The following is a 13,294-nucleotide window of genomic DNA, read 5'->3' as shown; positions in this document are numbered from 1 at the left end:
ATTGTCTTGTCTAAATTGTTAAAGAACGTTGCGACTTCATCGCAATTCACTAGAAGCCGTTGCTTCTTAATGACTCACCCTGTTCGAGTGAGGTGCGCATTATACGCTGGAAGTTTTCGTTGTCAACACTTTTTGAAAATTTATTTTCTGAAGCGTTTCTTCTAAACTCCCGTCTTTACTGGCCTATACAGGTAGTAGAGACTTACTTTAGGAGGGTTGCTGTTTTGCTTTTCCCCCGAAGCGGATGCGCATTTTAGGGAAATGAGCGCTCACGTCAACACTTATTTTAAAAAAGATGAAAAAACTGAACTAACCGTCTATTTTTCATTCAAATGTGATAATTAGTAGACAATATGGACTAATTACTAATAGGATGGATATTCAGATCCTATAAAGTAGTAGTTCTTAAAGTAGTATTTGATCCTGCCGTTATTATAAAAGTGCTTAGTATTAGTTACTGATATTGAAGCCAGCGTAAAGGAATACGTATAAGAATGTATATAAGCGTAAACGATGCACGCTTTGCGTTCTTTATAAATGTATTAATACTGGTGGTGTCATAAATTGACTACGCAATAATTATAAAGGTGGGTTTATGTTACGAACTCTTACATTGCTATCAGCGGCAATACTAGCTTCTCAAGTTAGTTATGTGGCAATGGCACAAGACACTTCTTCTGATGAAGTGATTCAGCCATCCACTTCAGCGAGTGTAGAAAAATCCGTTGATGAGTCTAATCGCTTTCAAACAGCCTTTCTAAAACGTCAAGTTGACCAAACCATGTCTGTAGGTAGAGCTATAAGCTCTATAGCAGGTCACTATCCTCAGGAAATCGTGTCTATCGTAGATATTGCGCTAGATACCTACCCTGACAAATATCGTGAGATTATTTTCGCTGCCATATCAGCACAGCCTTCTTCTACCGAAGAAATTGTTCAGCTTGCTATAGAGAAAGAAGTGAGTAGCTGCCCTAACATCGTGCAGTTAGCTATTAAGGCAGAACCGACTTATGTCGATTTCGTTGTGCAAGCTGCTGCGGTTTCTACACCTGAAGAATTAGATGAGATTGTACGCGTTGCCGTATTAACGCAACCTGATGCTGCTGACAGCATAGTGCAGACATTGTCTCAGGAACACCCAAACAAGATTGTCGATATAATGACAAGTGCGTTAAACGCCGTACCTTTTGTGGGTGAATATGTAGTAGATGCACTTTTGGCAGTGTTTCCTAACGAAGCGGAAACAGTAGTCGAAACAGCAGTACGAGAATCAGCGCAGCAGCGTGAACAAGTGATGCGTATTTTGAACACCGCTCAACATGCTGGTGTGTCTGATGATAAGTTAAAAGAATACGCTATGTCGGCGGGTCTAAGTGAAGACGACGTAAATAGTGCGCTAAACAATTAGTCTTCCAGTTCATAAACAGTGCTTAACTGAAACGGCGTATTGAGTAAATCAATACGCCGTTTTCGTTTATGGCTTTGTAGATAACTTCAATTGCAGTAAGGTGTGTCGTAAATAAAAGCAGCCCGTACTTATAATCTTGTCAGCACTTGCACATCGCCTACATTGCAATTGCGATGACTGGATTCTACAAAAGCTAATTGTCGAGGGAATGCAGCATCGCTGCTTCTTTGTATAGCATAAGCTCCGATTTTAATAAGTCGACCTTGGCTTTGATCTCTTTGATCCTGGCTTTAATCTCATTTTGCGCTCGCGCATTTAATACGAACATATCGCTATCTCCTGCATCGAATCGCGTTTTCTCTACCTTCGACAAAGTTTTCGCTAACGCAGCATTTTCACTTTGAAGCGACACAATATCCTTTGCTTGCGCCCAGTAAATTAGCGCTTGTTCGAAGCGTTGTACAATAGCTTGCTGTGTTGAAGTGAGTTTGTGTGAAAGCTCTCTTTGCTTAGACTGTAATTGTGCGCGCTCTGCTTTTGCTTTTCTGTTGCCCAGTGGATATGAAAACGATAAGCCCACTTTGGTTTCTGTGCCTTCCAATGTTTCAGAGCCTGCCCCCACATCTCTGGCGATAGAGGCTGTAAGGTCAAGCTTGGGGAGTAGCGCGTTGTCAGCCAGGGCAACTTTGTTTTCTACCACCTGCTGTTCTAACTTCATTACATCTAATTCTGGGTGACTTCGAAGCGCATTGCGAAGCGTCACCAACTGGCTGTTGCCAATCCAAAAAGGCCAACTTAAATCGGTAGGTGGCTGGTCACTGTTAATTGCCAACATGTCACCGGTTGGTGAACGCCAGTAAAAAGACAGCATTTGCGCGTGCATGTCGCGCTTTTGTTTAAGCTCGGCTAATGTTAAGCGCTGTTGAAGTAAGTTGGCTTTAAATTCGGTAAGCACAATACTGGCTAGGTCGCCCTTCTCCACCCGAGTAACCAGGGCTTTTTCACGTTCAGACGCCGTATTAAGTAATTCGGTAACAGCTTGAATTTGTAACGCACTCTCGTACCACGCGATGTACTCACTCACCCCTTTATATACAAAGTCGTTAATGAGGCTTTTCGCCAGTGCCTGCCACTGAGAAGTAGCTAGCCCTGCGTTGCGCAATTCAGTCCTGCGTTTATCTATCTCTCTGTTTTGCAAAAGCGACATGGCGACGCCTACACTGGCCTCACCGGCAGAAAGCGTATCGTAATACCCTTCATAGCTAGGAAAGTCACCTGCGGCAATTCGATACTCACCAAATACAGACGCGTTAAAATCTTCAATTGGGTTGGTGAAACGCTGAGTGAGGTTGGTCCCATCGTAATAACCTGACACTCGGCTTTTCGTTTTCTGTTCAATAAAGGGGTCGAAGCTGCTCCTTGCAATCTCAAGTTCAGCGGCTGCTTGATAGTTTCCTTCGTTAATTGCCTGTACATAAGGATGATAGTTCACCATGCTATCGACTAACGCTTCGATGGTTGGTGCCTGCCTACCCTGTTGAGTTTGCACCTGATTCGTATTTTGTGTCTGCGCGAATGAACCAGGGACACTTCCACCTATATATGTAGCTAATGCAATTGCAGTAAAAAACAACCTGCGCATTACCATATCGATGCTCCTGAGCCTTTCGATCCACCTGTTGATGACTGCTGTGTAGGTAATGGCGGGAAGTTATTTAACTGTCTCCACATTTCATAACCTAATCGTACTTCCTCTAGCAGCACCCATGCTTTTACACGGCTTCCTAAGCGGGCAGAGCTTTCAGCTGGCCATGGGATGTCTGACTCGTCGGGCTTTATCCAAACGTTAAAATCGCCTGTGGCATTTGCCACTGGCTCTACGTATACCACTTCACCGCCAAAGGTCCCTATTGCGCTTCCTGGCCACCCGCTAAACTGGAAAACAGGCCAACCTTCGAACTGCAATCGCGCTTTTGCTCCAGGCTTTACTAATGGAGCATCTAATCCTCTTACCGTTACACGAACACTACGCTTGGCATCGGCAGGAATAAACTGACCCAATATATCGCCAGATTTCACAAAAGTAGACACACCACCCGACAGTAAACGCACCACGGTACCATCTACCGGCGCAAACTTGGTTTGGGTAGATTGACGAGATAGCGTCATACTTACTTCGTTTATTTCAGATACAGACGCTGCGGCTTTTGCCCTTAACTCTTGTACTTTGATTTCGGCTTGCTCAACTTCTTTACGAGACACCAAGCCTTGTTCCTGCAGTGACTTTTGGCGCGCCAAGTTATTTTCGGCATTTCTCACCGCCGTTTCGTTAGCTTGGTTCTTCAGGTTGGCTGCAGAAAGCTGCGACTGAAGCTTTTCAAGACGCTGAGCATCAATATCAATAAGCGTAACAATAGGCTCGCCCGCTTTAACTTGCTGACCTTCTCTCACATGCCATTTTTTAACCTGTCCATCGACAAGAGCGTTAATAGGCTGAGTTCTGTCTTTCGGATCGAGGGAGTCGACCATACCTGTACCATAGGCGGTTTGGATCCAAGGAGTAAAGTACAGTATCAATCCGGCAGCCAGTACCAAGAAAATGATCACGCCTGTGATGACGCGATGGAGCTTGGGCACTTTTAAAGAGGGTAATGATGTAATGTTGTCTAAAAAGCGACGTTCTGCGTTATTCACTTACTCACCCTCCTTATCATTTCTCTGTAAGTTTTTACTTTGTCCATTATTAGCAATAGTACTTTCATGCTCACCACTGACTGGCGATTCGCTAGCGCTATATGTGTTCAACATAGCCGTTGCATTATCGTGTAAATGCAAAACACCTTCAAAACAGTCCGGTATTGGCATATTGGTAAAGTACATTACGGTGAAATCGTACTTGCTTAAGCGTCTTAGTAGTCTCGCTCTTAAATCGACCGGTATGGCATCAAAGTGCTGGTTTAACACAAGAAGCTTAGGTTTGCCTACGATAGCAGCAGCCAGCTTAAGCAGTAAGAATTCTAGCGGCTGTAAAGGCGCACCTAATACCGACACTTTGGTCTGCAGACCTTCCGGTAAGCTATCGATAACCTTGGTCATCTCAACTTCTTCAAGGGCTGCGCGAATATCGGCAATGCTCGCGTCGGGATGAGCCAGTTTCAAGTATCGCTCGATAGACACTTCAATAATTAAAGAGCGATCCAAAATAGTTACCGCCTGCCTTAACTCATGGGTGTCATAATCGTTTAGGCTAAACTCACCTAATAATATATCGCCTGACTTCACTCGGTCATATTGCTTTACTAGCCCCAACAGTTGCTTTTGAACCCAGCTTTTGTCAGTAGTCACGAAATACTTAGTACCTGGCTCGAACACAACGTTTAAATGGCAGGTATCATTGCCATGTTTAAGCTCTACATTGTTAAACACCAACTTAGACGATGTGGGAATATGCTCTGAAGCATTAAGCTCTTCCTGAGGCATAGCTAAAGCACCACCTAGTTTTTCAGCCGCACCGTATAATTCATAATAAAGCTTTAAGTACTGAGTAAAGCGGGATAAACCAAAGAATACGGCAGACATCACCAGCTCGGCCGCGACTAGCTGACCAATAGACAGTTCGCCTTGCACAACAAGCACACCGCCAATACCAAGTAGCGATGCACTTGCCACCGCATACATTAATAGGAACATTACCACTTGCGCGAAAGTGTAATTGAAGTGGCTTTTGTGCTTTTTCACATAGTTACTGATATAGCCTTCGGTACTGCGACCGGCATATTCCACGTGATCCGCCGATTTGAAAAACTCGTGTGCAATAGCAATGTCGTGCAGCCACTTAGCGGAATCATACTTAGCGTGAGAAAGTTCGATGGCCGTGCGTTTAGCGCCCCGTCCCCAAATCTTCCATACGGCATACATAGTAAGTAGAAGTACTACGTTAAACGCAAAAAGCGCAGGATGATAAAACGAGACAAGTGTGAAACCCACCAGCATCTGCAGTACCAGAGCAAAGCCGTCGATCATCAGCGAAGGCATGTTCTTTTGAAACGTCATAATATCGAAGTAACGCTGCGTAATGCTTACGTTCTGACGACCTTCGAAAAAGCTATGCGGAGCAAGAATAGTTTTAAGCCCTAAATCTGCGGTAAGACGCGCGTAAACCTTGCGCTCATAAAATTCCATCACGCGCATACGAAGTGCGCTGAACACACCTGATATAAACAAGGTAAGAAACAAAATAACGGCAAGGATGATAACCGCACGGGTTGAGCCAATATTGGCAATACTGTTAATTAGCGTTTGTACAGCAATAGGTACTGCTAGTGTCATCAAACTAATTGCAACGCCATAAGCGATTGCTACCCAAAAAAAGCCAGCCTCTGGTTTCAATAACGAAAACAGTGTTTTTCGCGTTTTACGTAAGTTTATTGTTTTAGCCATAGTTATGTCTTCAATATACCGCTAGCTCAGAAAAGTTAGTTATGCGTTGTTATAAATAGCATATGCAACAACACTTATAGTGTATTGCAATGGTTAGTCAGATTAAATCTGTTATATTCTTAATACTTCATCGAAAATAATTGTGTTTACGAATAATGGGGTCAGAGTACTTTTCTCTAATCGTTTAACAGGCCGCTAAAGTATGCATCACCTAAACTACCATCACTTATATTATTTTTATCTGGTTGCCCGCGAAGGTAGCATTGCTAAAGCCGCTAAGTTACTCCACGTTACTCCGCAAACGGTAAGCGGGCAACTCAGTACGTTTGAAAGTCAGCTTGGCTATTCACTATTCGACAGAATAAACAAGCGGCTGTACCTAAACGCACGGGGCAAAGTAAGTTATCAGTATGCCAGCGAAATATTTCACAAGGGTAACCAACTGGCTGAAATACTTAACAATAGCGATGAAGTGAATACGAAGGAATTCGTAATAGGTATTACAAATGGTATTCCAAAAGTGCTTTTTTACGATTTTGTGCACGATACCATGCGCGAACACGCCAACGTGAAATACGTGATTAAAGAAGATAGTTTCGATGGTTTGCTTAAAGAGCTGGCTATAAATGCCATCGACTTTATTGTTGCTGACAGAGGCATAGCGCCCGGTACACAAATTAGCGCTAACAGCTACTTTCTAGGAGAAAGCTCTTTAAGCTTTTTTGCTAAGTCGCCCCTAAATGAAGGGCTACAGTTTCCTGACTGTTTAAACCAAATGCCGTTGCTTATACAAGGTAACACTTCGGGAATACGCCAAGCACTTACAAGCTGGCTTGAAACCGAACAGCTTTACCCGAAAATTGTGGCCGAATTCGATGATACTGCACTGCTGAAGTTATTCGGCAGCGAGGACTTTGGCGTATTCTGTGCCCCTTCAGCTATATCAAAACATGTAGAAGAACAGTACGGGGTGCATTGCATAGGTATCGCCAATACGCTTAACGAAAGATACTACGCCATTACCGGTAAAAGCCGTGCCGACTATACGATTAGTGAGGCTATTGTGGAAGCGGCACGTGGAATTTTAGCGTAAAGCTTTGAGTTATGGGGTCAGAGTTAAGGGTCAGAGTCCGGGACTCTGACCCCAATGCTTCATATAGTCGCGTTTTAAACTGTTCTGAGCCAAGCGCCTTACCTATTTGACTGTATGTTCGAATAAGCTCTATATCTTTATTTGAAAGTTCGTCATGAAAAAGTGCGCTGTAAGACTTTTGCCGCGCTTCAGGATCTGCGCCTAATGATGTGTATATTGGGTGCTCAGTGCATAATGAGGTGTGAACCCCACGTGCATTGCGATGATAGCTTGACCACTTATAATTAGCTGGGTGTTTCGCCAGGCCAGCTCTTACTGGGTTGAGCTCTATGTAGCGTGACACCGTCATTAGGTATTTCTCTGAATCCACTATACAGGAACGAAAACGTCCTTCCCATAATGTTCCGGTACGCTCATATTTTGCATTAAACCTCCTTACATACATTCGACCGATTGACTGCATCATTGCACTCACCCCCCTATTGTCTTCTTGAGGTGTGCAAAGTAAATGAACGTGATTTGTCATCAATACCCAGGCATGTATGTGTATATTAAACCTCTTCGCGTAGACATTGAGCCATTTTACGTAAGCAATAAAGTCCGTTTCACTTAGAAAGCAATTAGAACGATTATTGCCGCGTTGAATAACATGTACAGGGAAACCTGCTGGGGAAATCCTTCTCCTTCTTGCCATACTCTCGCTCCGACTAGTCGTTATTATTTATCGATGATAAGTGGACTTTTGCGGAGTACAATCCTGTACCTTGAAATTCAGGCTCAAAGTTCAGCAACGAAGTTTTTGGAATTAGTGAAGCACTTGGGGGTCAGAGTCATGACCCTGACCCCATGCTTACTGCATGTTACGCTGCAACGCCATCATCTATATTTTGTGAATAGAAACTTAGCGTAAGTATTTTTTCTAATGTGTAGCATAGCGCATCGTTTATAGGCATAAGCTTATCGCCTAACTCGTAGTCCAGTTGCGCCAGCCTTTGCCTACCTTCAGCAATCATTGGTGGTTTGCTGCTTGATATAGACATGGTAGACATGGGGTCAGAGTCGTGACTCTGATCCCATGCCGGCTGTATAGAAATTAGCGCGGCCGCATATTTTTCAGGTACGGCTTGCTTTATTGGTTTGCATACCGAAAGCGTGGCTTCGCCAGATTTGGTTTTATAGCCTGCCGCGCCGAACATACGGCAAATCCCGGGGCGGTATTCGTAAATTCCGCAGTAGCCTTCTGTACCGTCTAAACTCAAGCGTTGATATTGCTTGCATGCAAAACCGCTATAGCTTTGAAGCTCATCGAATACTTGTTCGGCTTGGCCACTATCAAACAGATGCAGTGCATATGGCAGCATTTCTAAAGGCGACACTTCAATGTCGGGTTTATTGCAACATGCGCCGCATTTCTCAACACAGTTTAATGACTGACTTGATTGATATGCGCTGAATTCTTGAGAAAGAGATTGGTAAACATCCATCACTTGGCTGGAAAGCTCACGCAGCCTATTCATAACGACTCCGCTAATAAAAGCAAACTAAACGAAACGAAGTTCACGCTGCGGTATATGGTAGGTAGCATGAACTCACTTTACTGCTTGTAAGCTTTGATAACTTATAAGCAGTTAGCAGTGGGGTCAGAGTCACGACTCTGACCCCACAATTTAAAGCATGCTTCTTCCCCGCCAAGTGTGATTAAGCTTAAGGCTTAATGGCAGGGGTTGAATTGGCGCGGATTTTATTTCGAATTTTGAGGTTTGGGAAGTTTTTTGTGAGAAAAATATGTAATGATTCGAACTGCACCAAAGCAGCCTTTATTCGTTTAAATATCGAAATAACTTAGTATACTGAGCCAAGAATACATATACCAAAAAATCAAGGAACGCTAATGAAGCCAGTCATTTTAGCGGGCGGAACGGGAAGCCGCTTGTGGCCAAAATCTCGCGCGGCTCTACCCAAACAGTTTCTGTCACTTACATCTGACAAAACTATGATTCAAGACACTGTGCTACGACTTGATGGAATAGAGTCTCTACCGCCTTCTATTATCTGTAACGAGGAACATCGCTTTCTAGTTGCTGAGCAGATGCGTCAAATCAGTGTCGATGACAGCGATATACTGTTAGAGCCTGTAGGAAGAAATACAGCGCCAGCTATCGCACTGGCAGCATTTCAAGCTATGGAAGGTGGCGACGACCCCGTCCTTTTGGTATTGGCAGCTGATCACTTGATTCAAGATAGCGATACATTTCAGTCGAAGATAAAGGAAGCCCAGGCTTTAGCTGAACAAGGTAAGTTAGTGACATTCGGCATTGTTCCTACCCAACCTCATACGGGCTACGGATATATTAAAGCTGGGGATAAACTAAATATTGGCTTCGATGTAAGTGAATTTGTTGAAAAACCTGATATGCCTACCGCAACCGAATACGTTAACTCAGGGGAATACTTCTGGAATAGCGGTATGTTCATGTTTAAGGCTAGTGCCTTCTTAAAAGCGCTTGAAGCCCACGCCCCCGAGATTTACGAAACCTGTAAAAAAGCAATTGAGAAAACCGAAAAAGATCTCGACTTTGTGCGCATAGATGAAGAATCCTTTGCTTCATGCCCTAGCGACTCTATTGACTACGCGGTGATGGAAAAAACAACAGAAGCTGCAATGGTAACATTAGATGCGGGATGGTCAGACGTAGGTAGTTGGTCATCCCTGTGGGAAACAGGTGACAAAGATGAAAACGGCAATGTAACTACTGGCGATACGCTATTAGAAGGTACCAAAAACAGCTACGTAAATGCAGAACATAGTTTAGTGGCAGTTATTGGCTTGGAAGATGTTGTGGTTGTTGAAACCAAAGACGCTGTTATGGTGGCCAATAAGAAAGATGCCGAACATATCAAAACAGTGGTAAACAAACTGAAAGCTGAAAAACGCCCCGAGTTTGAATTCCACCGCGAAGTGTTTAGGCCTTGGGGAAGTTACGATTCAATCGACAATGGCGGGCGATTTAAAGTTAAACGCATAACCGTGAAGCCAGGCGAAAAGCTATCTGTACAAATGCATCACCATAGAGCTGAACACTGGGTGGTAGTTTCTGGCACTGCTAATGTGACCATTGGTGATGAAACGCAAATGCTAACAGAAAACGAGTCGATCTACATTCCTATTGGTGCGGTTCACGCCTTGGGAAACCCAGGAAAGATTCCACTAGAACTAATCGAAGTACAGTCAGGCGCTTATCTTGGGGAAGACGACATTGTTCGTTTTTCTGATAGGTATGGGCGATCTGATAAATGATCGTGGCTTGATATGAGCTTGCTGAAACTAAAAGGCCAGGTTTGTATCCTGGCCTTTTGGCAATCGTGGGGTCAGAGTCCTGACTCTGACCCCACAGTTTAGGGTTAGTCGGCGTTGAACAAGTCGCGGCTGTATACTTTATCTAGTACGTCTTCGATATCGCCCGTTACACGGTTTGCTACGATTACGTCAGAGATTTTCTTAAACTCTTCTAAGTCGTTTACTACGCGTGAATTAAAGAAATCTGCTTCTTTAAGTACTGGTTCGTAAACTACAACTTCAATACCTTTCGCTTTAATACGCTTCATGATGCCTTGGATAGCACTTGCGCGGAAGTTATCAGAACCAGATTTCATGATAAGGCGATAGATGCCTACAATTTTTGGCCCGCGGCTTACTATTGAATCAGCAATAAAATCTTTACGGGTGCGGTTAGCATCTACAATGGCCTGAATCATGTTATTCGGCACTTCACTGTAGTTAGCCAGTAACTGCTTAGTATCTTTTGGTAAGCAGTAACCACCGTAACCAAAGCTAGGGTTGTTATAGTGATTACCGATACGCGGGTCTAAACCGACACCTTCAATGATTTGCTTAGTATCAAGACCATTACGTTCTGCATAGCTATCTAATTCGTTAAAGTAAGCGACGCGCATTGCTAAGTAAGTGTTAGCAAAGAGCTTGATAGCTTCTGCTTCGGTGCTGTCGGTAAACAACACGTTAATATCTTCCTTAATTGCGCCTTGCTGAAGTAATTTAGCAAAGACTTCTGCACGCTCACTACGCTCGCCTACGATAATACGGCTAGGATAAAGGTTATCGTAAAGCGCTTTGCCTTCACGCAAGAACTCTGGCGAAAAGATAATATTGTCAGAACCAAAACGGGCTTTTGCGTCTTTGGTAAATCCTACCGGCACGGTCGATTTTACAATCATCACGGCATTAGGGTTAATTTCCATTACCGTTTTGATAACCGCCTCTACACTACCTGTATTGAAGTAGTTAGTTTGCGGGTCGTAATCTGTTGGTGTTGCTATTACAACATAGTCAGCATCTTTATAAGCGACTTGTGCGTCTAACGTAGCTTCAAGATTAAGCTCTTTCGTCGCTAAATACTCAGAGATCTCTTTGTCTTCAATTGGAGACTTTTTATTGTTAAGCATCTCGACTTTTTCTGGTACTAGGTCGACCGCTTTCACTTCATTGTGTTGTGCTAACAACACAGCGTTCGATAAGCCTACGTACCCGGTACCAGCTACTGCTATTTTGTATTTGCTCATTGTTGATTCCATTTTTCTAACAAGTTCCAACTTTCAAATTATTTTAAAGCTATTTCTAACCAGAAAACTCTTCTTTCGATTTGATGGAAAAGTTCTCACGCATAAGTGTAAGGTTTGGGCTATACGCGGGGTCATGCTGTATATACTTGCCCCACTGTTTTTTTAAAAATTCTAGTTCGCGATTAAATCTTGCTGCTTTTTCCGGCGCGTGGTCTAACCCTCTACTCACCGATTCATGATGATAGAGTTCGGCCTCAGCGCAGTAAACATTTCGTACACCGGTCTCTCTGACTCGCAGGCAAAAGTCTACGTCATTGAAGGCGACGGTTAGATCTTTTTCATTCAATCCGTTAACTTCTACAAACAATGATTTCTTCACTAACAAACAAGCCGCCGTAATTGCAGAATAATTCTGCGTTGCAATTAAACGCTTCATATACCCAGGGTGATACCTCGGGAAATATTTATGTGCATGACCTGCACCACCACCGTACCCGAGTACAACACCAGCATGCTGTATTCTGCCATCAGAGTACAACAGTTTAGCCCCAACGCATCCAATATCGTCCCGTGCCGCATGCCCTACCATGTTTGATAGCCAATGAGGGTTTATTACTTCAATATCATTATTGATAAGCCCTATTATCGAACTAGTTTTACAAGCATGTTGTACGCCAAAATTGTTGATTGCTGAATAATTGAATTCTCCGGGATAACGAAGAACACGAATTTTGGAGTGCTTCTCTAACTTAGCAAAATAGTCGAGACTTTCTTTTTCATCAGATCCATTATCGATGAGTAATATTTCATAATTTTGATAAACGGTTTTTTCTAATATTGACTCTATACAGGCCTTAACAAGCGCCTTGCCATTTTTGGTAGGAATAATAATAGAGACTAAAGGCTCAGATTCAACAGGCCATTGAATAGTATTTACAGCGAGCTCTTCGTTATAAGACGGCGTTGCAGAAGTAAAGGATTCTACAACCGTTCTTATATCTGCCAGAGCCTCAAGCGTAATCTTTTTATTAGGTGAGCGATGAATAAGTGTATAAGGTATATGTTCGACTGATGAGTGCGGTAGCTTTATCCATAGTTCTGAAACGATACCTGCAATTGTCGAAGATCTTACCCCATTCCGTTTCACCAAAGCCGCTTTACACATTACGCCCGTAAACACATAACCTGTAGAGAACTGTAAGTCCGGATTCCAATCTGGCAAAAAATGAGGGGAGACTCTTCGAGCCTTGGCGTCAATCTTATCGGTATCACAGTAAACAATATCGCCGCCATTGTCGCATTTTAGAAACGTTTCAAAAGACTCTATAGTTATCGTATCTCCGCTATTTAAAAGTAGAAGCCTCGTCGATTCTGATAAATCATCCACCGCTTCAGAAACTGTTGAGGTACACCGAACCGATTCGCCAACACTATTTTCACACACCACACAGATGCGTTCATGTTTTACGCCTGCTTGGTTAAGCGAACCCAACGTTAAAGATAGATTTTTTGCACCAAAGATAAGCACGTGAATTTCGAGAGCATTTTTGTCAATAGAAGCCAGCTCTTGGAAGTATTGCGTCTGTTGTTTGAGGTAAGCACTATACAAAGCCATACGTTTTTTTTCAGAAGGGAAACCATAAAACAACCCCGAACGCTGTAAAGAGCGGCTGTAAAACTCGGTAAGTTTATGGTTGCTTTTCAGCTTGTTTCTAACCGCCTTTGGTACTAAACCAACAGCGCCTTTAACGGTTAACATGGCCAATTTCTTCATA

General features: G+C 43.3%; 10 protein-coding genes. 3 read left to right on the top strand and 7 right to left on the bottom strand.

The annotated features are described in order from the left end of the window. Positions 1-595: 595 nt before the first annotated feature. Positions 596-1,408, top strand: a complete 813-nt coding sequence (locus ACYX4N_RS04220) for a hypothetical protein (RefSeq protein ID WP_474804523.1) — start codon at positions 596-598, stop codon at positions 1,406-1,408. 193 nt (positions 1,409-1,601) lie between these two features. On the opposite strand, the gene ACYX4N_RS04215 is transcribed toward ACYX4N_RS04220, so the two are convergent. The 3 genes from ACYX4N_RS04215 to ACYX4N_RS04205 are packed head-to-tail and all read right to left on the bottom strand — an operon-like array spanning position 1,602 to position 5,848. Further along, positions 1,602-3,056, bottom strand: a complete 1,455-nt coding sequence (locus ACYX4N_RS04215; protein WP_476055708.1) for a TolC family protein — start codon at positions 3,054-3,056, stop codon at positions 1,602-1,604. Continuing rightward, positions 3,050-4,102: an HlyD family secretion protein gene (locus ACYX4N_RS04210; RefSeq protein ID WP_476055707.1), complete on the bottom strand. Its 1,053-nt coding sequence runs from the start codon at positions 4,100-4,102 to the stop codon at positions 3,050-3,052. The genes ACYX4N_RS04215 and ACYX4N_RS04210 overlap by 7 nt, the downstream gene beginning before the upstream one ends. Continuing rightward, positions 4,103-5,848 carry an ABC transporter transmembrane domain-containing protein gene (locus ACYX4N_RS04205; protein ID WP_476055706.1) on the bottom strand — a complete coding sequence of 582 codons (1,746 nt, stop codon included), beginning with the start codon at positions 5,846-5,848 and terminating at the stop codon, positions 4,103-4,105. Positions 5,849-6,050: 202 nt separating this feature from the next. Between ACYX4N_RS04205 and ACYX4N_RS04200 the strand changes: the two genes are divergently transcribed. Next, positions 6,051-6,941, top strand: coding sequence for a LysR family transcriptional regulator (locus tag ACYX4N_RS04200; RefSeq protein ID WP_476055705.1), 891 nt, complete (start codon positions 6,051-6,053; stop codon positions 6,939-6,941). Here the strand turns inward: ACYX4N_RS04200 and ACYX4N_RS04195 are convergent. Next, positions 6,907-7,635: a transposase gene (locus ACYX4N_RS04195; protein ID WP_476055704.1), complete on the bottom strand. Its 729-nt coding sequence runs from the start codon at positions 7,633-7,635 to the stop codon at positions 6,907-6,909. The genes ACYX4N_RS04200 and ACYX4N_RS04195 overlap by 35 nt on opposite strands. Before the next feature lie 166 nt (positions 7,636-7,801). Then, positions 7,802-8,458 (bottom strand): YkgJ family cysteine cluster protein, encoded by a 657-nt coding sequence (locus ACYX4N_RS04190; RefSeq protein ID WP_476055703.1) that lies wholly within the window; start codon positions 8,456-8,458, stop codon positions 7,802-7,804. Between the two features lie 374 nt (positions 8,459-8,832). Between ACYX4N_RS04190 and ACYX4N_RS04185 the strand changes: the two genes are divergently transcribed. Next, a complete protein-coding gene (locus ACYX4N_RS04185; RefSeq protein WP_476055702.1) occupies positions 8,833-10,239 on the top strand; it encodes a mannose-1-phosphate guanylyltransferase/mannose-6-phosphate isomerase in 1,407 nt (468 codons plus the stop codon). Positions 10,240-10,343: 104 nt separating this feature from the next. Here ACYX4N_RS04185 and ACYX4N_RS04180 read toward each other — a convergent pair whose 3' ends face one another. Then, positions 10,344-11,531, bottom strand: coding sequence for a nucleotide sugar dehydrogenase (locus ACYX4N_RS04180; protein ID WP_474804501.1), 1,188 nt, complete (start codon positions 11,529-11,531; stop codon positions 10,344-10,346). Between the two features lie 43 nt (positions 11,532-11,574). Next, a complete protein-coding gene (locus ACYX4N_RS04175; protein ID WP_476055701.1) occupies positions 11,575-13,293 on the bottom strand; it encodes a glycosyltransferase family 2 protein in 1,719 nt (572 codons plus the stop codon). Position 13,294: the final 1 nt, after the last annotated feature.

Source organism: Alteromonas sp. ABH4_452 (genome assembly GCF_056311825.1).
Note: the sequence above shows the minus strand (reverse complement) of the source record. Positions and strands in the feature narration are given on the sequence as shown.

Coding starts and splice junctions, on each gene's coding strand:
- ACYX4N_RS04220 (WP_474804523.1), top strand. CDS start 596: ATGTTACGAACTCTTACATTGCTATCAGCGGCAATACTAGCTTCTCAA.
- ACYX4N_RS04215 (WP_476055708.1), bottom strand. CDS start 3,056: ATGGTAATGCGCAGGTTGTTTTTTACTGCAATTGCATTAGCTACATAT.
- ACYX4N_RS04205 (WP_476055706.1), bottom strand. CDS start 5,848: ATGGCTAAAACAATAAACTTACGTAAAACGCGAAAAACACTGTTTTCG.
- ACYX4N_RS04200 (WP_476055705.1), top strand. CDS start 6,051: ATGCATCACCTAAACTACCATCACTTATATTATTTTTATCTGGTTGCC.
- ACYX4N_RS04195 (WP_476055704.1), bottom strand. CDS start 7,635: ATGGCAAGAAGGAGAAGGATTTCCCCAGCAGGTTTCCCTGTACATGTT.
- ACYX4N_RS04190 (WP_476055703.1), bottom strand. CDS start 8,458: ATGAATAGGCTGCGTGAGCTTTCCAGCCAAGTGATGGATGTTTACCAA.
- ACYX4N_RS04185 (WP_476055702.1), top strand. CDS start 8,833: ATGAAGCCAGTCATTTTAGCGGGCGGAACGGGAAGCCGCTTGTGGCCA.
- ACYX4N_RS04180 (WP_474804501.1), bottom strand. CDS start 11,531: ATGGAATCAACAATGAGCAAATACAAAATAGCAGTAGCTGGTACCGGG.
- ACYX4N_RS04175 (WP_476055701.1), bottom strand. CDS start 13,293: ATGAAGAAATTGGCCATGTTAACCGTTAAAGGCGCTGTTGGTTTAGTA.